Here is an 18,895-nt window from a genome sequence, read left to right as displayed (position 1 = left end):
ACCCGGCTTCACCCAGGGCAGAACGCCGCACCCTTCCGTTCGGGCCGGAACTGCCTAGGCTGAGGGGATGAGCACTGAGACACCGCAGCAAGCGCCGGCGACCGCGTCGGACGGAGCCCGAGTGATCCCGCTGCGGCCGGTCGGCGGCGCGCCCGCTCCGGTCCGACGGGAGCGGGAGCGCGAGCCGCTCTGGCGTGACCTGGTGGGCGGGGTGCTGCGCCGCGAACGGCAGGCTCAGGAGCGGACGTTGAAGGAGGTCGCGGAGACGGCCCGGATCTCGATGCCGTACCTGTCCGAGCTGGAGCGCGGGCGGAAGGAGGGCTCCTCCGAGGTGCTCGCCGCCGCGGCCGCAGCGCTCGGGCTCGGGCTGGGCGACCTGCTCTCGCTGGCGCAGGAGGACCTGGCCCGCCAGAGCACCCGCAGCCGGCTGAGCCGTGGTCACCGGGCGCCGTCGGCGCGGTTCGACGGGCTCTGCCTGGCCGCCTGAGGACGAGCGGCCGGGTGCGACGGAGGACGCCGGTCCGGGTACGGCGCTGCGCCGTACCCGGACCAGACGGGAGACGGCCGCCGGGTCAGCGGCCCGGGAGGACGCGGCGGGTCAGCACCTCGTCGGCCAGCCCGTAGGCCACGGCCTCCGCGGCGGTGAGCACCTTCTCGCGGTCGAGGTCGGCGCGGAGCTTGGCCGGGTCGTGGTGGGTGTGGCGGGCGAGCACCTCCTCGACTTGGGAGCGGATCCGGACGATCTCCTTGGCCGCCAGGCTGAGGTCGGAGACCGTCCCCTGCCGGCCGCCGGTGGCCGGCTGGCCGAGCAGCACGCGGGCGTGCTGGAGCACGAACCGCCGCCCGGGGTCGCCGCCGGCCAGCAGGACGGCGGCGGTGGAGGCGGCCTGGCCCACGCAGAAGGTGGAGATCGGGGCCTGCACGAAGGTCATCGTGTCGTAGATGGCCATCAGCGAAGTGAACGATCCGCCGGGCGAGTTGAGGTAGATCGAGATCTCCCGCTCCGGATCGGCCGACTCCAGATGGAGCAGCTGGGCGATCACCACGTTGGCGACGCCGTCGTCGATGTCGGTGCCCAGGAAGACGATCCGCTCGTTGAGCAGGCGGCTGAACACGTCGTAGGAGCGCTCGCCCTGCGAGGTCCGCTCGATCACGTACGGCACGGTGTACGAGCCCATGTCAGAGTCCCATCTTCCGGCGGGCGGTGGCGGGGCGGATGTCGGCGAGCGACTCCACCACCCGGTCCACCAGCCCGTACTCCCTGGCCTGTTCGGCGGTGAACCAGCGGTCCCGGTCGCCGTCGCGGGCGATGGTCTCCGGGGTCTGGCCGGTGTGCTCGGCGGTGATCCGCTCGATCGAGCGCTTGGTGTACTCGAGGTTCTCGGCCTGGATCTCGATGTCGGAGGCGGTGCCGCCGATGCCCGCCGAGGGCTGGTGCATCATGATCCGCGCGTTCGGCAGCGCGAAGCGCTTGCCGGGCGCGCCGACGGTGAGCAGGAACTGGCCCATGCTGGCGGCGAAGCCCATGGCCAGGGTGGACACGTCGTTCGGGATCAGCCGCATGGTGTCGTAGACGGCCAGGCCGGCCGTGACCGATCCGCCGGGGCTGTTGACGTACAGGCTGATGTCGCTGCGCGGGTCCTCCGCCGAGAGCAGCAGGAGCTGGGCGCAGACCCGGTTGGCCGAGACCTCGTCGACCTGGGTGCCGAGCAGGACGATCCGCTGGGCGAGCAGCTGGGCGGCGAGGTGGTCGTCGAAGCGGCTGGGCGGGGTGTCGCCGTCCGCCGCGCGGGGCTGGAGCGGGCTGAGGGGTGCCATCGGGTCTCCTCCGGGAGCGTCTGCGGACGGCGGTCGGCCGCCGTCCCAGTGCCACTCTCGGCCCGCCGAGGGCCCCGGCGGCCGTTTCTCTGCCCCGGGCAGATTCGCCGAGGGCAGAGCCGAGGGCGACCGGTGCCGGAGCGGCCGGCGGCCTGGGCGGAGCGGCCGGGGAGGCGGGCCGGGGGCGGTCGGCGGCCTGGGCGGACGGGGCCCGATCGGAAAGGTTTGGCGAGCAGGGCACGGGATCTTGTATGGTTCCTGGCGAATCATCCAGAGGGGTGGAGGGACCGGCCCTACGAAGCCCCGGCAACTCCCCGGCCAGCTCGGCGTGCGAAGTACGCGCCGTGCCGCCCGGGGGCAGTGCCAACTCCGGCCTGTCGCCAACGTGGCGCGGGAAAGATGAGGAGACACGGTGCTCTCAGTGCTGTCCTTCGCCCGGGCGCTTCCCGTCCCGGCCCTTCCGCGTACCCGTCTCGTGCTCGGCGCAGGCCCCCGGCCGACTTCTCCGGCCCGTCCCCGCTGACCACCCCGGGCTCCGCCACCGGAGCCTCCGTGAGCCGAACCCACCTGCGGCTCACGGCACTTGAGACTGGAGTACCCCGTCCATGGCGAACCTGGACTTCCTGGAGAACACGAGCGGCGTCGGCGTGCTCGACAAGGTCACCTCGATCCTCGGCACCCTGGAGGCCGGCCCCACCACGCTGGGCGGCCTGGTCACGGCCACCGGCCTGGCCCGGCCCACGGCGCACCGGCTGGCCGTCGCGCTGGAGCACCACCGGCTGGTCGGCCGCGACCTGCAGGGCCGCTTCGTGCTCGGGCCCCGGCTGGCCGAGCTCTCGGCCGCGGCCGGGGAGGACCGCCTACTGGCGGCGGCCGGGCCGACCCTGACCCGGCTGCGCGACCTGTCCGGGGAGAGCGCCCAGCTCTACCGCCGGCAGGGCGAGCTGCGGATCTGCGTGGCCGTCGCGGAGCGGCTCTCCGGCCTGCGGGACACCGTGCCGGTCGGGCTCACGCTGCCGATGAAGGTGGGCTCGGCGGCCCAGGTGCTGCTCGCCTGGGAGGAGCCCGAACGCCTGCACCGGGGCCTGCAGGGCGCCCGGTTCACCGCCACCGCGCTGAGCGGGGTGCGGCGGCGCGGGTGGGCCCAGTCGATCGGCGAGCGCGAGCCCGGGGTGGCCTCCGTCTCGGCGCCGGTCCGGGGCCCGGGCAACCGGGTGGTCGCCGCGGTCTCCGTCTCCGGCCCGATCGAACGGCTCACCCGCCACCCCGGCGCCCGGCTCTCGCAGGCGGTGGTGGAGGCGGCGGGCTACCTCACCGAGGCGCTGCGCACCCCCTGACCGGGGTGGTTCAGAACGCCGAGTGGGCGAACCAGTGGTCCAACAGTTCGGCGTCACCGGCGAGTTCGACGCCCGGGGCGGTGCGGTCGAGCCGCCCGTACAGGACGAGCAGCAGCTCGGCGGCGGTGGCCCGGACGGTGGCGTCGGCGGTGACCTCCGCCGCCCCGGCGGTCTCGTCCAGGCCGAAGCCGTCCGGGCGCAGCCGCACCAGCCAGTCGCCCGGGCCGTCGGTGCGGGTGAAGCGGAGGGTGCGGTCGGCGCCGCGCAGCTTGGCGGTGTCGGGTGCGAACAGCGCGGCGAACGGGAGGTTGGTGAGGAACTCGGCCACGCCGTCGGCGGCCAGCTCCGGGTCGATCTCGGCGGGCAGCCCGAGGGCCGTCTCGGCGTCGACCCGGTGCACCAGGGTCTCGAACAGCATCCGGCGCACCCAGAACCGGGCGTGCTGGTCGGCACCCCAGGCCCACATCGGCGCGTCCAGGTCGCCGGCGGCGAAGGTGGCGGCCGACTCCGCGGCGGCCTCGGCCAGCCAGGCGGGGTAGTCCGCGGTCTGCTCGGGCAGCTTCAGGTCGACGTCGCGGCTGCGCGGCGGCTCCTGGATCCGCTGCCGGAGCAGCGCGGTGAACCAGCGCTGGACGCTGCCGGCGTGGCGGACCAGGTCGGCGAGCGTCCAGCCCGGGCAGGCGGGCACCGGCAGGGCCGGGTCGGCGTCCCGCACGGCGGCGACGAAGCGGGCGGTCTCGGTGGCGACGGCGCTGCCGTGGTCGAGCGGGCTCATGAAGGTCATTCTCCAGGACTGTTCAGCTCATGAAGCAATTGCGGCCGACGGTAGACCTGGAAGGTTGAGCCTGTCAAGCATCTCGGCGCGAAACACGCGGCTTCGGGCTCAGGCGGCGAGCAGCCGGGCGGCCAGCTCCTGGAAGACGAAGAAGTTCGGGATGGTGCTGACGGTGGCGGTGGCCAGGCTGCTCCACCTGCCCGCCACCCGGATGCTCACCACACCGTCCTTGACCTGCACGTCCTCGACCTCGGTCCACGGCACGGCCTTCTCCCGGGCGCCGATCTCGCTCCGGGTGAGCCAGAGCGGGCCGAACTGCACCTTCTCGCCGGCCCGCACCCGGTCGAGCGCCTCGGGCAGCCGCGCCTCGGTGACGGCGCGCTGGATGGCCGGGCCCCACTCGGGGGCACCGGCGAAGTCCCGGGCCAGTTCGGGCTTGGGCATGGTGGCCAGCGCGAGGGCGTCCATCCGGCCGCCGAAGCCGTCGCGCAGCACCACGCTCCGGCCCTCGGTGTCGGTGAGGAGGTACGCGTAGGTGGTGCGCAGGGTCCGCCCGTACTGGGTGTGCCGCACCAGGTGCTGGAGCACGGTCGCCTCGGCGTACCGGACGGCCCAGCTGCGGTCCGGAGTCGCGACGGTGAGCCCGCGCTCGAAGAGGTCCAGCCGGGCGCCCTGGTTGCGGTCGGCGCTGCTCCTGCTGCTGGCCAGCCCGAGCAGGCACATCAGGAATGGCAGCCCGGGGACCGCGGCCAGCACCGGGTACCCGCCCAGCACGGCCCACAGGGTCAGCAGCCCCAGGACCACCGCCGCGATGCCGATCCCGCGAGCGTTGCCGCGCTGCGCCGCCGCCATCGAGGCGTACGCGGCGCGGTGGGTGCCGAGCGCGGCGCGGGCCGAGGCCTGCTCCGCCTGCTGGTGGGCGCGTTCGTCCAGCGCCCGGGTCGTCTCGTGCTCGCTCATGACCGATCCCCCGTCCTTGACCGCGCCTGTGCGCGGATCCGTCTGCGCGCCGATGATGGCACGCCTTGTCAGACGCCGGTCAAGGACGGGTGGTTCGTGGGAACCTACGGAATCCGCCAGTGCTGGTTGGCACCGCCGTTGCAGTCCCAGATCTCCTGACGGGTGCCGTTGGTGGTGGCGGCGGCCGGGTCGTCGAGGCAGCGGCCGGACTGGACGCCCTTCAGGCTGCCGTCCGACTGGAGGGTCCACTGCTGGTTGGCGCCGCCGTTGCAGGTCCAGAGCTCGACCAGGGTGCCGTTGGTGGTGCCCTGGCCGGTCACGTCCAGGCACTTGCCGGCGTGGGTGAGGGTGCCGTTGGACCAGGTCCAGGTCTGGGCGGCGCCGCCGGTGCAGTCCCACAGCTGGACGGCGGTGCCGTCGGCGGCCGAATTGCCGTTGTCGTCGAGGCACTTGCCGGGCAGCGCGGAGGTGACCGGGCCGGTGTGGGTGGTGGCGGTGCCGGGGGTGAGGGCGAAGTTGTCGAACTGGTCGGTGTGGTAGTCGGTCACGCCCAGGCCCGCCTGGCCGTTGGTGAAGGCGGCGTCGGTGGCGCTGCCCAGGGTGGTGCCGTCGACGGTCGCGGTGAGGGTGCTGTCCTGCATCCGCAGGCTGATGGAGTGCCAACTACCGGTGCCCAGAGCCTTGGTGGTGCCCGAGGCGAGGGTGGTGAAGTTCCAGCTGGTGTCGCTCTTGTCGATGGACCAGCTGCCGGTGTCGGAGACCCGCAGGTGGTAGGCGTTGAGCCCGTTGTCGTTGCGGCCCTGCTGGTTGACCCGGCCGAGGAGCTCGACGCTGCTCGACTGCTCGAAGAGCGCGTCGGCGGTGACGGTGTAGTTGGACCAGCCGGCGTCGCCCATGAAGGTGTACGGCGCCGCGTAGTGCTCGTCCGTCCAGCGGATCGGGGTGGTGGTGGCCATCTGGCGCAGGCAGGTGCCGGCCCGGCCGCCGCCGCAGGCCACGGTCTGGAAGGCGCCGTTCATGTCGGTGAAGTACTTCGGCGAGGTGGTGGTGGCGGAGGTCTCGAAGTTGTCGGCGTAAGGGAGTTGGAGCGCGGCGGGAGCCGGGGGAGTGGCGCTGCCCTTGCCCTGGCCGGTGGTGGTGGTCACGGTGTAGACCCGGCCGGGCTGGAGGGTGAGCGAGTAGCGGCCACCGCTGGGGGTGAGGTCCTGGGAGTGGACGAACCAGGAGTTCGGGTCGGCCGAGCCGAGGTCGGTGGACCAGACGTGGACGGTGCCGGTGGAGAGCCCGCCGGTGACGGTGAAGGTGGCGGTCTGGGCGGCGGTGGCGTCCACGGTCTCCAACACGGTGGAGTAGTCCTGGCCGTGCTTGAGGGTGACGTAGCTGCCGTTGCCGCGCGCCCCGCCCAGGTACCCGCCGGCCGAGTCGATGTAGCTCCAGCCCGGCTGGGTGAACTGACTGGTGTGGGCCGTCACCCAAGTCGTCTTGCCGATGGCGTAGTTGCCGGACCAGGGCTGGTTGGCCACCGACATGCCGTCGGTGCCGAAGAAGAGGTTCGGGTAGAGCGCGGCGATGACCGGCCAGTTGAGGTAGGAGGTCATCCTGCCGTCGAGGTAGTCGCGGTTGACCGCGCGGGCCACGGCGGTGGCGCCGGTGTCGGCGTCCTGCGAGCCGTTCTCGCTGGCCCAGAGCGGCTTGCCGAGCGACTGGGCGTTGGCGGTGCTGGGGCAGGAGGTGTAGGCGCCGAGGTACCCGCAGGGGTAGTGGACACCGACGATGTCAACGGCGTTGCGGAAGGCCGGGTCGGTGGCCATCGCGTCGGCCACGCCCCAGCCGTCGTCGGCGGCCACCACCTTGATGCCGGAGTAGCCGTGGCTGTTCAGCGCCGACTTGAGGTTCTCGTACCAGGTCTTGTCGTAGCCGCGCTCGTTCCAGCCGCCCAGGTAGCTGACCGTCAGGTGGTGCTGACTGGCACAGCCGAGCCAGGAGACCAGGTAGTCGATGGTGTCCTGGGACCAGAAGTTGCCCGAGCCGTGGTCGATCCAGCCGGGAGCGCCCCAGGCGAGGCCGTAGAACTTGATCGCGGGGTTGCGGGCCTGGGCCTGCTCGGCCAGCCACCACTCGTAGCCGTTGTTGCAGTCGATGGCTCCGGCGGTGTGCTCGATGCTGGCCTCGGCGCCGTCGGTGGAGTTGGTGTCGCCGCCGATCTCCAGCTTGAGGGTCTGCAGGGCGGCGCCGTAACCGGGCTTGAAGAGGTAGTCGAGCAGCTGGGCGCGCTGCGGCTCGGGGTAGTCGGCGAGCAGGCGGGAGTTGCCGCCGCCGCCGGAGATGGCGCCGATGCCGTCGAAGGTGAGGCCCGGCTTGGTGCCGTCAACGGTAATGGCGGTACTGGGAGTTGTGGCGGCATGGACGGGCGGCGCGGCGGTCAGACCGAGCAGGGCGAGGGCGGCGGCCAGGACGGCGCGACAGCCGGAGGACACGCTTGAACGACCCATGGGGGGACTCCAGGGGAAGGCACGGGTGGGAAGCGTTGCTCAATATGAACCGGAATTGACCATCAGTCAACAAGTTCTAACAGAATCGCGCGTCCGGACCGGTCGAACGACACGCCCGGTACGCTCCGGACGGCTGTTCGCGTGCTCGGCACCGGGCGTTCGCCGGGGCCTCAAGTGGCCTTGTCCCCGGTGCGGTTCGCTCTCGCCATCCTGCTCGCTCGCCCGCTCGCCCACCCGCTCGCTCACCCGGTAGGGGGAAACTCCATCCTGAGCTGGGGCTTCTTCAAGGGCGGCTTCCGCCCCACCACCAGCTTCGCCGCCGCCGCGGCCGTCACCGGCCACGCCGGGCAGCCCACCTCGACCTTCGTGCCGGACGAGTTCAAGAGCGCCGACCTGAACAGCACCGTGCCGCACGCCTCCAACGAGAGCCTCTGCGACGCCGTGCACCCGGTGGGCCTCGGGCTGCCCGCCGGGCTCGGCACCGGCAGCGGCCAGTACGGCTGGAAGAATGACTACATCCCGCACCACCAGCCCTTCCAGTACTACGCCTCCACCGCCAACCCGCACCACCTCACCCTGCCCACCGACGCCAGGGGCCAGGACACCGGGGCCGCGCTGCGCAGCATCGGCCGCGACACCCAGCACTACGTGGGGGGCAAGCCGCAGTTCGACACCCCGAACCACCAGTACGACTCCGGCGACTTCGACCAGCTGGTGGCCGCGATCAACCACGGCAAGCTGCCCGGCTCGGCCCTGCCGGCCGTCAGCTTCCTCAAGGCCCCCGGCTTCCAGGACGGCCACGCCGCCTACTCCGGCCCGTACGACGAGCAGCGGTTCGTGGTGGACGAGATCAATGCGCTCCAGCACACCCCCGACTGGCAGAACACCGCCGTGGTGATCGCCTATGACGACTCCGACGGCTGGTACGACCACGCCTACTCCGGCGTGACCAACCCCTCCGCCTCGGTCTCCGACGCGCTCACCGGCCCGGGCGTCTGCGGCAGCGGCACGCCGATCGCCGGCCTCGACGGCCGCTGCGGGTACGGCCCGCGCCTGCCGCTGCTGGTCATCTCGCCCTGGGCGAAGCGGAATTCGGTGGACCACACGCTGACCGACCAGTCCTCGGTGATCCGCTTCGTCGAGGACAACTGGGCCCTGCCGCGGATCGCCGGCAGCACCGACCGGGTGGCCGGCACCCTGGCCAACCTGTTCGACTTCCCGCACGGTCGGGGCGATGGCCAAGGCGAGGCGCCGAACGCCCGGCCGCTGCTGCTCGACCCGGCCACCGGTCGGCCGACCGGCCGCCGGTAGGACCCGGGAGGCCACTCGGGCGGCACGCGGGGTCCAGCGGATCGGCCGGTGGGTCGCCACCGCGCCGGCCGGTTCAGCGGACCGCGTCGACCAGCATCAGGGCGGCGACGGCCAACAGCACGGTGGCGAAGGCGCTCTGCAGCGTGCGGCCGCTGAACCGGTCGGCCAGCCGCTTGCCGTCCCAGGCCCCGAGCACGGCGGCGGCGGTGAACGGGGCGATGACCGCCCAGTCCAGCCCCCCGGTGGCGCCGAGCCGGGGCGCCAGCGCGGCCAGTGAGTTGGCGGCGATCACCAGCAGACTGGTGCCGACCGCCTCCGCCATCGAGAACCCCAGCACCGAGACCAGGGCCGGCACGGCCAGGAACCCGCCGCCGACCCCGAGCAGCCCGGTCACCGCCCCGAGGCCGGCCCCGGTGAGGGCCGCCCGCGCGGGGGAGGTCGGGGCGGCGGTGGGTGTTCCGGCGCCGGCTACGGTGGCTCCGCCGACCGGTTCGTCCGGGGTGGGGTCGCCCGGTCCGTCGTCCGGTACGGCCTCACCGGAGCCGGCTGCCGGGCACGCCGCCGCTGGCGCGCCCCGGCGGGCGGCGGAGAGCATCCGCCAGGCGGCGGCTGCGGCCAGCAGGGCGAAGCCGGCCGTGAGCAGGGCGGCGGGCAGGCGGGCCGAGACGGCTCCGGCGGCGGCCGCCGCCGGGAGGCCGGCGGCGGCGAAGGGGAGACCGGTGCGCCAGCGGACCCGGTCGGCCCGGGCGTGGGCGAGCAGGCCGGTGAGGGAGGTGGTGGCGACGATCAGCAGGCTCGCGGTGCCCGCGTGGGCGGGGGAGAACCCGAGCAGGTAGACCAGGGCCGGCACGGCGAGCATGCTGCCGCCGCCACCGAGGCCGCCGAGCGCGAGGCCGACCGCCGCTCCCGCGAGCAGGGCCAGGATCAGGGGGGTCATATGCCCGGTCCGTCCGGGTATCCGGCCGTGGTGGCCGGCCGCGGACCGGGCTGGTGACAGTAGGGCGGCATGGGTTCGCTCCTGGCGGGGGAGAGTGCTGGGTGCGCTCTCGGTCGTGGGGACGGGTGGTTGCCGGGCCGGGGCGTCGGGTCCGTTCTGACGAGGAGCAGACGGGCTCGGCGGCGGGGCTTGGCGCGGGCCCGGCCGCCGCCGATAATACCCGTGGGGGTATTGTGAGAGGCAAGGGATACCCCACCCGGTATCTCACGGAAGCTGGAGTAGTCCCCTTGTTCTTCGCCCAGTACTACCTCGACTGCCTCTCCCAGGCCTCGTACCTGATCGCCGACGAGACCACCGGCCGCGCCGTGGTCGTCGACCCGCGCCGCGACGTGGACGAGTACCTCGCCGACGCCGAGGCGTACGGCTTCACCGTGGAGGCCGTGCTCAACACCCACTTCCACGCCGACTTCCTGGCCGGCCACCTGGAGCTGGCCGCCCGGACCGGTGCCTGGATCGGCTACGGCCGCCGGGCCGAGACCGAGTACCCGATCCGCCACCTCGCCGAGGGCGAGCGGATCAGCCTCGGCGAGGTGACCCTGGAGATCCTGGAGACGCCCGGCCACACGCCCGAGTCGATCAGCGTGCTGGTCCGTGAGCGGGCCGAGGACGCCGTGCCGTACGGGGTGCTCACCGGCGACGCGCTCTTCATCGGCGACGTGGGCCGTCCCGACCTGCTCGCCTCCAGCGGGGTCACCGCCGAGGAGCTCGGCCGGATGCTGTACGAGAGCGTGCAGGGCAAGCTGATGGCGCTGCCCGACGAGACCCGGGTCTTCCCCGCACACGGGGCCGGCTCCGCCTGCGGCAAGAACCTCTCCACCGAGCGCTCCTCCACCATCGGTGCCCAGCGGGCCACCAACTACGCCTGCGCGCCGATGGCCGAGCAGGACTTCGTCGCGCTGGTCACCGCCGGGCAGCCCGCCGCGCCCTCCTACTTCGGCTACGACGCCACCCTCAACCGGCAGGAGCGCGAGCTGTTCGACGCCGGGCGGGCCCACCGCCCGCTCACCGTCGCCGAGTTCCGCGCCGCCCGGGCGGCCGGGGCCGTGGTGGTGGACGCCCGCAGCCCGCAGGAGTTCGCGGCCGGCCACCTGCGCGGGGCGGTCAACATCCCCGCCGACGGCCGGTTCGCCGAGCAGGCCGGGGCCGTGCTCACCCCACAGGCCGAGCTGCTGGTGCTCGCCCCCGAGTGCCGGGCCGCCGAGGTCACCACCCGGCTGGCCCGGATCGGCTTCGACCGCACCGCCGGCCACCTCGCCGAACCGGAGGCCACCCTGCCCGAACTCGCCGACCTGCTCACCCCCGCCAGCCGCCTCACCGCCGACCAGCTCCGCACCGCGCTGGCCGCCGACCAACCGCCGCTGATGATCGACGTCCGCAGCTGCGCCGAGCGCGCGGAGGGCACCGTCGAGGGCGCGCTGCACATCGCCCTCAACGAACTCCCCAGCCGGCTGGCCGAGATACCCACCGACCGCCCGGTCGTGCTGCACTGCGCCGGCGGCCACCGCTCCTCGATCGCGGCCAGCCTGCTGCGCCGCCACGGCCACACCGATGTCTCCGACCTGCTCGGCGGCTACGCGGCCTGGGCCGCAACCTGCTGATGTCGTGCGGATCTTGCCGTTCCGCCGCGGATTGTGGTTAAGCTGACCCCGCAGCCGGTACGCCCCGTCAGCCAGACGGCGGCGTCGCAAGAGGGAACCCGGTGACGCCTTTGAACAGGCCAGTCCGGGACTGCCCCGCAGCGGTGAGTGGGAACGACCGCCGTCATACGCACTGGGTCCGAGAGGGCCTGGGAAGCGACGGCCAGTAGGTGACCGCCCTTTCGACAGGGCGGCCGTGCCCGCGAGTCCGAAGACCTGCCGCTGCCCGTGCGCGGCCTTCCGCGCGCGGCCAACCGGTGACCTCGTGGGCGGGTCGGCGCACATACCAGGCGGAGCCGTGCCCCAAGTGCCGGTGCCCGCCCGGTCGGTGACCCCTTCGCACCCTCGTCCCGTCGCCGGGGACCTGAGGATCCAGGCTCGCGAAGGAGAGTCCCTTGACCACGAACTCCGCCCCTGCCACCGCCGTGGCCACCGCGCACGGCTACCCCCGCCAAGGCCGCCACCGGGAACTTAAGCGGGCGATCGAGGGCTACTGGAAGGGCGCCGTCACCGCCGAGGCGCTGCTGGCCACGGCCGCCGAGCTGCGCCGGGAGAACTGGCGGCAGCTGGCCGAGGCCGGCCTCGATGAACTACCCACCGGCGACTTCTCGTTGTACGACCACATGCTGGACACCACGGTGGCCGTCGGCGCCATCCCGCCCCGGCACCGGGCGGCCGTGGCGGCCGACGGTCTGGCCGGGTACTTCGCCATGGCGCGCGGCACCCAGCAGGCGCCGCCACTGGAGATGACCAAGTGGTTCGACACCAACTACCACTACCTGGTGCCGGAGTTGGGCCCGGATACGGCCTTCGCCGCCGACCCGGCCAAGGCCGTCGGCGAGTACCTGGAGGCTCGCTCGCTCGGGCACACCGCCCGGCCGGTCCTGATCGGCCCGGTCAGCTACCTGCTGCTCGCCAAGCCCGCGCCCGGGGTGGCCGAGGACTTCCAGCCGATCACCCTGCTCGACCGGCTGCTGCCCGTCTACGCCGAACTGCTGGCCGCGTTGAAGGCAGCAGGAGCGGAATGGGTGCAACTGGACGAGCCCGCCCTGGTGCAGGACCGCACCCCCGCCGAGCTCAACGCCGCCGCCCGCGCCTACCGGGAGTTGGGCGGCTCGGCCGACCGGCCGAAGCTGCTGGTGGCGAGCTACTTCGACCGCCTCGGCGAGGCGCTGCCGGTGCTGGCCAAGGCCCCGGTCGAGGGGCTGGCGCTGGACTTCACCGGCCCGGCGGCCGGCAACCTGGCGGACCTCGCGGCCGTCGGCGGCCTGCCGGGCAAGCGGCTGGTGGCGGGGGTGATCGACGGGCGGAACGTCTGGATCAACGACCTGGAGCGGTCCTTGGCCACCCTCGGCACCCTGCTCGGACTGGCCGACCGGGTGGACGTGGCGCCCTCCTGCTCACTGCTGCACGTGCCGATCGACGCCACCGCCGAGCGCGAGATCGACCCGCAGATCGCCCGCTGGCTGGCCTTTGCGAAGCAGAAGGCCGCCGAGGCGGCCCTGCTGGCCCGGGGTCTCGGTCAGGGCGTCAGTGCGATCACCGCCGAACTGGCCGCCAACCGGGCCGACTTGGCCTCCCGTGCGGCCTCCCCGATCACCCGCGACCCGGCCGTCCGAGCCCGGGCCGCCGCCGTGGCCCCGGCCGACACCCGGCGGGCCCAGCCCTACGCCGTCCGTGCCGAGGTGCAGCGGGCCCGGCTCGGGCTGCCCCTGCTGCCGACCACCACGATCGGCTCCTTCCCGCAGACCGCCGAACTGCGCGTGGCCCGGGCCGATCTGGCAGCCGGGCGGATCGACGAGGCCGCGTACCGGGAGCGGATGGCGGCCGAGGTGCGCGAGGTGATCGCGTACCAGGAGAAGGCCGGGCTCGACGTGCTGGTGCACGGTGAGCCCGAACGCAACGACATGGTCCAGTACTTCGCCGAGCAGCTCACCGGCTACCTGGCCACCCGGCACGGCTGGGTGCAGTCCTACGGCACCCGGTACGTGCGGCCGCCGGTGCTGGCGGGCGACATCTCCCGGCCGCAGCCGATGACGGTGGACTGGTACCGATACGCGCAGGGCCTCACCGACCGGCCGGTCAAGGGCATGCTCACCGGGCCGGTCACCATGCTGGCCTGGTCCTTCGTCCGCGACGACCAGCCCGCGGCCGAGACCGCCCGGCAGGTGGCGCTGGCGCTGCGGGCGGAGGTGGCGGACCTGGAGGCGGCCGGTGCGGCGGTGGTGCAGGTGGACGAGCCCGCGCTGCGCGAGACGCTCCCGCTCCGGGCGGCCGGCCGTCCGGCGTACCTGGCCTGGGCCACCGAGGCGTTCCGGCTGGCCACTTCGGGCGTCCGGGCCGACACCCAGATCCACACCCACATGTGCTACGCCGAGTTCGGCGCCATCATGACGGCGATCGAGCAACTCGACGCGGACGTCATCTCGTTGGAGGCCACCCGCTCGCACATGCAGGTCGCGGGCGAGCTCGCCGAGGCGGGCTACCCGCGCGAGGTGGGCCCGGGCGTCTGGGACATCCACTCGCCACGGGTGCCGAGCACCGGAGAGGCGCTCGCCCTGCTGCGCGCCGGGCTGGCCGCCATCCCGGCCGAGCGGCTCTGGGTCAACCCCGACTGCGGCCTGAAGACCCGTGGTTGGCCCGAGACCCGGGCCTCCTTGGACAGTCTGGTGGCCGCGGCGCGGCAGCTGCGCGGTGAACTCGCGCTCTGAGCAAGGAGTGTGGGGCGGGCGCCGTCAAGCATCCGCCCCACAGCACACACTGACGGACTGTCAGTGCGAGCAGTTGACCGTGACCTCGGCGAACCAACCGTCCACCGAGTTGCCGTCCACCCAGTCGACGCCGCCGGCCGAGCACTGCGCCTTGGGGTAGCCCGCGTTGGCGGCGTTGTTGTAGGCCGCGATGTACGCGTACTGGATCGCGGCGCTGGAGCTCGACTTGCCGGCGGAGGTGCCCGTGAAGCTCGCCGAGGTGGTGGCCGAGGCGGGGATGGCGGCGGCGGTGAGCACCAGGGTGCCGGCGGCGACGGTGGTGGCGAGCACGGTGCGGAGCGACTTCACGGTGGAGTCCCTTCGGGGGCGGTCCGTTGGTGGCTAGTGCATTCATTCAGGCACTGCCGGAGCGCGGTGTCATCAGCTGGGACGGAAGTCGCGGCCTGTTGGCCGGTTGCTGACAACCGGTGGCGGGGTCAGCGGGTGAGGAGGTACTTGGTGGACGGCACGCCGCTGTGGGTGCTGCAGTCGTGGGTGCTGCACACGGTGGTGCAGGTGACCGGGTCGAGGTGACCTACCGAGTGCGGGTGCGCAGCGGGGTGACCACCGGGCGGCCGTCGGGGTCCGTGGTCACCGCGACCCGGGCCGCGTAGACCCGGGCGATCAGCTCCTGGGTGACCACCTCGGCGGGCGTGCCGCTCGCCTCGATCCGCCCCCGGTGGAGCAGGGCCAGCCGGTCGGCGTACTGGGCGGCGGCGGTCAGGTCGTGCAGGGTGGTGAGCACGGTCAGGCCGCGGGTGCGGCGGAGGTCGTCGACCAGGTCGAGGACCTGCTGCTGGTGGCCGAGGTCGAGCGCCGAGGTGGGTTCGTCGAGCAGCAGCAGGCGCGGCTCCTGGGCCAGGGCCCGGGCCAGCGCGGCGCGTTGGCGCTCACCGCCGGAGAGGGTGGCCAGCCCGCGGTCGGCGTGCTGCGCGAGGTCGAGGGCGGCCAGGGTCTCGGCGGCGGTGCGGCGGTCGCGCTCGCCCGGAGCGGCGAGGTAGCCGAGGTGCGGGGTGCGGCCGAGCAGCACGTAGTCCCGCACGGTCATGTCCGGTGGCAGCACCGGGTCCTGCGGCACGTACCCGATCAGCCGGGCCCGCTCGCGCGGCCGGAGGCGGGAGACCTCGGTGCCGTGCACCCGCACCGTGCCGCGGTGCGGGAGCAGCCCTGCGACGGCCCGCAGCAGGGTGGACTTGCCGGCCCCGTTCGGCCCGATCAGGGCCAGCCAGCCGCCGCGCTCGACGGCGCAGTCCACCCCGTGCACCACCGGGGTACGGTCCAGGTCCACCTCGACGCCGACCGCCGAGAGGCCGTCGGCCGCGTGCTGTCCGCTCACGTCCGTACCGCCTGCCGTCACGTCCGCACCGCCCTGGTGGAGCGGAGGATCCAGACGAAGAGCGGGGAGCCGATCAGGGCCGTGACCACGCCGATGGGCAGTTCGGCCGGGGCGACCACGGTGCGGGCCAGCGTGTCGGCGAGCACCAGGAAGGCCGCGCCGACCAGGAGGGAGAGCGGCAGCACGTGGCGGTAGGAGGAGCCGGCCAGGCGGCGTACCGCGTGCGGGACGATGATCCCGACGAAGCCGATCAGGCCGCTGACCGCCACCGCGCTCGCGGCGGCCAGCGCGCAGGCGGTGACCACGGTCAGCCGGATCCGCCCGGGGTGCAGGCCCAGCGAGCGGGCCTCCTCGTCGCCGACCGAGAGCACGTCGAGGTGGCGCCCGTGCAGCAGCACGACCGTGCCGGCCACCGCCAGGTAGGGCAGCATCTGCCAGGCGCGGTCCCAGGAGGAGGTGGAGAGCGACCCGAGCAGCCAGGTGTACACCTGCTGGATCGACTCGGTGGAGCGTTGCAGCACGTAGGTCTGGACGGCGGTCAGGAACATCGAGACCGCGAGCCCGGCCAGCAGCAGGGTGGCCGTGCCGGTGCCGCTCGCCGCCCCCGCCAGGTAGGCGAAGGCCACGCCGGTGAGCGAGCCGACGAAGGCCGCGATCGGTACCGCCTGCGGCGAGGAGCCGCCCAGCGAGACGATCGCGATGGTGGCGCCGAGGCCGGCCCCGGCGGAGGAGCCGAGCAGCGAGGAGTCGACCAGCGGGTTGCGGAACACCCCCTGGTACCCGGCCCCGGCCAGCGCGAGGGCCCCGCCGACCAGTGCCCCGAGCACCACCCGGGGCAGCCGGATCTGGAACAGCACGGCCTGGTCGAGCTGGTCCAGCCCCGAGCCCAGGTGCACCAGCGGCAGCCGGTCGAGCAGCGCGGCGGCCGTGGCGAACGGGTTGAGGTTCGCCGCCCCGGCCATCGCGCCGACCAGCACCGCCGCGACCAGGAAGGCCACCGCGAGGCCGTAGGCCCGCAGGGTGCGGGCGGGGCGGCCGGCGCCGATGTCGCTTGTTGCTTCTGCGGTCGTCGCTGCCGCGGTCGCCGGGCCGCTCGGGGCCTGGGCCGGCTCGTCCCCCTCGGCGGTCACGCCGTCAGCTCGCCCTCGGTCACTGGGCCGGGGCCTTCTGGACGGCCTGCGCGATGGCGGTGACCAGCTCGGGCAGGCGCGGCCCCCAGCGCGAGGCGATGTCCTCGTTCAGGGCGACGATCCGGTTGTTCTTCACGGCGGGCACGGTGTTCCAGCCGGGCCGGGCCGCGACCACCTGGGCGGTCTGGCCGCCGCTGGCCGCGCCGCTGTCGGTCAGGAAGATCAGCTGCGGCTGGGCCGAGACGATGTACTCCTGCGCCAGCTGCGGGTAGCCGCCGTCGGCGGTCTTGGCGGCGGCGTCGGCGATGTTCTTCAGGCCGAACAGCGAGGCGACCTGGCCGACGAAGGTGGTAGAGGTGGCCGAGTAGTAGGGGTTGGCGCTGACCTCCCAGAAGTAGCTCTGGTCGGTGTGGCCGCTGCCGGCCTGCTTCACCGTGTCGGCGATCTTCGTCTTCATGTCGGTGACCGTCTTGCTCGCCTCGGCGCTGTGCCCGGTGGCCTGGCCGATCCGCTCGATCTGCTGGTACGCGTCGTCCAGCTTGGCGGCGGCCGGCTCGATCATGACGGGCACGCCGAGCTTGGTGAGGCCGGCCACCAGCCCGTTGGTGTCCTGCGAGGCGATCACCAGGTCGGGGTGGTAGACGACGATGGCCTCGATGTTCGGGGTGAGCCCGCTGAGCGTCGAAGTCGGTACGCCGGTCGGGTAGTTGGAGGAGGAGTCGACCGCGACGACCTGCTTGCCGGCGCCCACCGCGTAGAGGTCCTCGGTGGCCGTGGGGGAGAGCGAGACGATGTGCTGCGGCTGGCTCTTGAGGGTCACGGCGCCGTTGGCGGCGGTCACGGTGGCCGGGAAGGACGCGGCGGCGGCCGAGGGAGAGCCGCTGCCGCCCGCGCTCCCGGAGCTGCCGGAGCCCCCCGAACTTCCGCAGCCGGTCAGCAGGGCGGTGGCCGCCAGGAGCGCCGTCGCGGTGGCGAGGGTGCGGGCGAGCGGCGAGCGCGGCCGGAGCTGGTCGGGGTGGGGCGTCATGCGCCGCTTCCTCCTGTGCGGTCGGGAAGCGGTCGATCCGCCGGACGGCAGCACCGAAGGCAGACCGGCTGGGACGGATCGCCCCTTCCTGCGAGGGTCGATGTCGGAGCGCGGCAGGAGGCGACCTGGCTCGGCCCCGGGCGGGGCCTCACAGTTGCGGGACAGCGCCGGAGTGGCCCGTTCGTGCTGGGCGTCACCGGCTTCGCTGCCTGACACGCTGTCGGACACCTGCACGATTCTGCAGGTGTCCGGCAGCGCGACACTAACACGGGGTTGAGGCCGTGGTGGTCCGGCGCGGCGAATGGGTCGGCCGCGTGGGCGGCCGTGCGGCAGGTCGTGGTGGTGTGGCGCGGCAGCTCGTGGTGATGCGGCGCGGTCGGTGATGGTGCTTCGGTGGGGTCGGTGGTGACGGTCCACTGCTGTGATCATCGGTCTGCTCGGGCCGGGTTAGGCTCGCCCGGCGGGCCGTCGGGGGCTCGTCGTGACGGGAGTGAGAGTTGGGCGGGGCGAAGGTGCGGCCGAGGGTGGCGCGGGGTGCTCGGATGGAGGACGGCGCCTGCCGTCACCACCTGGTCTGGCGGGCCGGCCCCGGCTGGCGGATGGTGAGCAGTGCGGTGCTCGGCGGCGGTCTCGGCGAACGCGGCTGGGTGCTCAACGCCCAAGTCCGGCCCGGCTATGCACGGATGGACCCGGCGCAGCACCTGGCCGAACTCGCCGCCGCCGAGGGCCTGACCGGCCCGGGTGTCGGCCTCATGACGGCGGCCCAGGTCGACGACGCCACCTGGGCCGAGGACACCGACGTGACCGCCGTGGTGACCACCGGCATCGGCGTCCCCACCTGGGCCGCCGCCGCTGCCCCGGCGTCGGCCTCGTTCGCGCCGTCGGCCCCGGATGCGGGCCCTGCCGCCGTGGCGCTCCCCGGCCGCCGCTACGTACCGGGCACCATCAACATCCTCGCCGTCGTACCGGCCCCGGTCGGCGACGCCGGGCTGGTCAACCTGCTGGCCACCGCGACCGAGGCCAAGGTGCAGGCGCTGCTCGACGCCGGCTACGACTGCTCGGGCACCCCGTCCGACGCCGTCTGCATCGCCGTCCGCACCCCTGCCCCCGGCCTCACCCCCGATCTCTTTGGCGGACCCCGCTCCACCTGGGGTGCCCGCCTGGCCCGCGCGGTCCACGCCGCAGTCCTGGCCGGCGCCGAACTCGACCGCACCCGGCGCGCGTCTGGCCCACGCCCCGACCACGCGGTGCCCGGGCCGGCCTGCTGCCTGGGTGATCTCCTGCTCGGCGCGACCGAGTCCACCTGAGCCACGGATCGGGCTGTC

The 18,895-nt window shown here is 73.6% G+C and carries 16 protein-coding genes and 3 riboswitches; of the genes, 6 read left to right on the top strand and 10 right to left on the bottom strand.

Annotated elements, in window-relative coordinates:
* Positions 1-67: 67 nt before the first annotated feature.
* Entirely contained in the window at positions 68-487 is a 420-nt protein-coding gene (locus CFP65_RS02705) for a RodZ family helix-turn-helix domain-containing protein (protein ID WP_104814568.1), read from the top strand.
* 85 nt (positions 488-572) lie between these two features.
* On the opposite strand, the gene CFP65_RS02700 is transcribed toward CFP65_RS02705, so the two are convergent.
* Together CFP65_RS02700 and CFP65_RS02695 are read right to left on the bottom strand one after the other, a co-directional pair.
* The gene (locus tag CFP65_RS02700) at positions 573-1,178 is read right to left on the bottom strand and encodes a ClpP family protease (protein ID WP_104814567.1); all 606 of its coding nucleotides are present in this window, start codon (positions 1,176-1,178) and stop codon (positions 573-575) included.
* Between the two features lies 1 nt (position 1,179).
* Positions 1,180-1,818: a ClpP family protease gene (locus CFP65_RS02695; RefSeq protein WP_104814566.1), complete on the bottom strand. Its 639-nt coding sequence runs from the start codon at positions 1,816-1,818 to the stop codon at positions 1,180-1,182.
* A 263-nt stretch (positions 1,819-2,081) separates the two neighbouring features.
* Positions 2,082-2,224, top strand: a riboswitch (SAM riboswitch).
* 217 nt (positions 2,225-2,441) lie between these two features.
* Here CFP65_RS02695 and CFP65_RS02690 point away from each other — a divergent pair.
* Positions 2,442-3,155, top strand: a complete 714-nt coding sequence (locus CFP65_RS02690) for an IclR family transcriptional regulator (RefSeq protein ID WP_104820605.1) — start codon at positions 2,442-2,444, stop codon at positions 3,153-3,155.
* A 10-nt stretch (positions 3,156-3,165) separates the two neighbouring features.
* On the opposite strand, the gene CFP65_RS02685 is transcribed toward CFP65_RS02690, so the two are convergent.
* The 3 genes from CFP65_RS02685 to CFP65_RS02675 all read right to left on the bottom strand — a co-directional run bounded on the left by CFP65_RS02685 (position 3,166) and on the right by CFP65_RS02675 (position 7,382).
* The gene (locus CFP65_RS02685) at positions 3,166-3,930 is read right to left on the bottom strand and encodes a maleylpyruvate isomerase family mycothiol-dependent enzyme (RefSeq protein WP_104820604.1); all 765 of its coding nucleotides are present in this window, start codon (positions 3,928-3,930) and stop codon (positions 3,166-3,168) included.
* A 108-nt stretch (positions 3,931-4,038) separates the two neighbouring features.
* Entirely contained in the window at positions 4,039-4,890 is an 852-nt protein-coding gene (locus CFP65_RS02680) for a DUF6585 family protein (RefSeq protein WP_104814565.1), read from the bottom strand.
* Positions 4,891-4,994: 104 nt separating this feature from the next.
* Positions 4,995-7,382 (bottom strand): ricin-type beta-trefoil lectin domain protein, encoded by a 2,388-nt coding sequence (locus tag CFP65_RS02675; protein ID WP_104814564.1) that lies wholly within the window; start codon positions 7,380-7,382, stop codon positions 4,995-4,997.
* A 189-nt stretch (positions 7,383-7,571) separates the two neighbouring features.
* Between CFP65_RS02675 and CFP65_RS02670 the strand changes: the two genes are divergently transcribed.
* Positions 7,572-8,693, top strand: coding sequence for an alkaline phosphatase family protein (locus tag CFP65_RS02670; RefSeq protein WP_254552187.1), 1,122 nt, complete (start codon positions 7,572-7,574; stop codon positions 8,691-8,693).
* 73 nt (positions 8,694-8,766) lie between these two features.
* On the opposite strand, the gene CFP65_RS02665 is transcribed toward CFP65_RS02670, so the two are convergent.
* A complete protein-coding gene (locus tag CFP65_RS02665) occupies positions 8,767-9,630 on the bottom strand; it encodes a sulfite exporter TauE/SafE family protein (protein WP_104814562.1) in 864 nt (287 codons plus the stop codon).
* Positions 9,631-9,917: 287 nt separating this feature from the next.
* Between CFP65_RS02665 and CFP65_RS02660 the strand changes: the two genes are divergently transcribed.
* Both CFP65_RS02660 and metE read left to right on the top strand, forming a co-directional pair.
* On the top strand, positions 9,918-11,288 hold the full coding sequence (locus tag CFP65_RS02660; protein WP_104814561.1) for a rhodanese-like domain-containing protein: 1,371 nt from the start codon (positions 9,918-9,920) through the stop codon (positions 11,286-11,288).
* An 88-nt stretch (positions 11,289-11,376) separates the two neighbouring features.
* Positions 11,377-11,545: riboswitch (cobalamin riboswitch) on the top strand.
* A gap of 177 nt (positions 11,546-11,722) precedes the next feature.
* Entirely contained in the window at positions 11,723-14,038 is a 2,316-nt protein-coding gene (gene metE / locus CFP65_RS02655; RefSeq protein ID WP_104814560.1) for a 5-methyltetrahydropteroyltriglutamate--homocysteine S-methyltransferase, read from the top strand.
* Positions 14,039-14,098: 60 nt separating this feature from the next.
* Here metE and CFP65_RS02650 read toward each other — a convergent pair whose 3' ends face one another.
* The 4 genes from CFP65_RS02650 to CFP65_RS02635 form a co-directional block, all read right to left on the bottom strand.
* Positions 14,099-14,386, bottom strand: a complete 288-nt coding sequence (locus CFP65_RS02650) for a hypothetical protein (RefSeq protein ID WP_104814559.1) — start codon at positions 14,384-14,386, stop codon at positions 14,099-14,101.
* A 226-nt stretch (positions 14,387-14,612) separates the two neighbouring features.
* A complete protein-coding gene (locus CFP65_RS02645) occupies positions 14,613-15,413 on the bottom strand; it encodes an ABC transporter ATP-binding protein (RefSeq protein WP_254552186.1) in 801 nt (266 codons plus the stop codon).
* Positions 15,414-15,430: 17 nt separating this feature from the next.
* Positions 15,431-16,543, bottom strand: coding sequence for an iron ABC transporter permease (locus tag CFP65_RS02640; protein ID WP_217368131.1), 1,113 nt, complete (start codon positions 16,541-16,543; stop codon positions 15,431-15,433).
* 19 nt (positions 16,544-16,562) lie between these two features.
* Positions 16,563-17,570 carry an ABC transporter substrate-binding protein gene (locus CFP65_RS02635; protein ID WP_104814558.1) on the bottom strand — a complete coding sequence of 336 codons (1,008 nt, stop codon included), beginning with the start codon at positions 17,568-17,570 and terminating at the stop codon, positions 16,563-16,565.
* Between the two features lie 101 nt (positions 17,571-17,671).
* Positions 17,672-17,817: riboswitch (cobalamin riboswitch) on the bottom strand.
* Between the two features lie 295 nt (positions 17,818-18,112).
* Here CFP65_RS02635 and CFP65_RS02630 point away from each other — a divergent pair.
* Positions 18,113-18,877: an adenosylcobinamide amidohydrolase gene (locus CFP65_RS02630; RefSeq protein ID WP_104814557.1), complete on the top strand. Its 765-nt coding sequence runs from the start codon at positions 18,113-18,115 to the stop codon at positions 18,875-18,877.
* Positions 18,878-18,895: the final 18 nt, after the last annotated feature.

This window comes from Kitasatospora sp. MMS16-BH015 (genome assembly GCF_002943525.1).
GTDB lineage: Bacteria > Actinomycetota > Actinomycetes > Streptomycetales > Streptomycetaceae > Kitasatospora.
Note: the sequence above shows the minus strand (reverse complement) of the source record. Positions and strands in the feature narration are given on the sequence as shown.

Coding starts and splice junctions, on each gene's coding strand:
- CFP65_RS02705 (WP_104814568.1), top strand. CDS start 68: ATGAGCACTGAGACACCGCAGCAAGCGCCGGCGACCGCGTCGGACGGA.
- CFP65_RS02700 (WP_104814567.1), bottom strand. CDS start 1,178: ATGGGCTCGTACACCGTGCCGTACGTGATCGAGCGGACCTCGCAGGGC.
- CFP65_RS02695 (WP_104814566.1), bottom strand. CDS start 1,818: ATGGCACCCCTCAGCCCGCTCCAGCCCCGCGCGGCGGACGGCGACACC.
- CFP65_RS02685 (WP_104820604.1), bottom strand. CDS start 3,930: ATGAGCCCGCTCGACCACGGCAGCGCCGTCGCCACCGAGACCGCCCGC.
- CFP65_RS02680 (WP_104814565.1), bottom strand. CDS start 4,890: ATGAGCGAGCACGAGACGACCCGGGCGCTGGACGAACGCGCCCACCAG.
- CFP65_RS02675 (WP_104814564.1), bottom strand. CDS start 7,382: ATGGGTCGTTCAAGCGTGTCCTCCGGCTGTCGCGCCGTCCTGGCCGCC.
- CFP65_RS02665 (WP_104814562.1), bottom strand. CDS start 9,630: ATGACCCCCCTGATCCTGGCCCTGCTCGCGGGAGCGGCGGTCGGCCTC.
- CFP65_RS02635 (WP_104814558.1), bottom strand. CDS start 17,570: ATGACGCCCCACCCCGACCAGCTCCGGCCGCGCTCGCCGCTCGCCCGC.
- CFP65_RS02630 (WP_104814557.1), top strand. CDS start 18,113: ATGGAGGACGGCGCCTGCCGTCACCACCTGGTCTGGCGGGCCGGCCCC.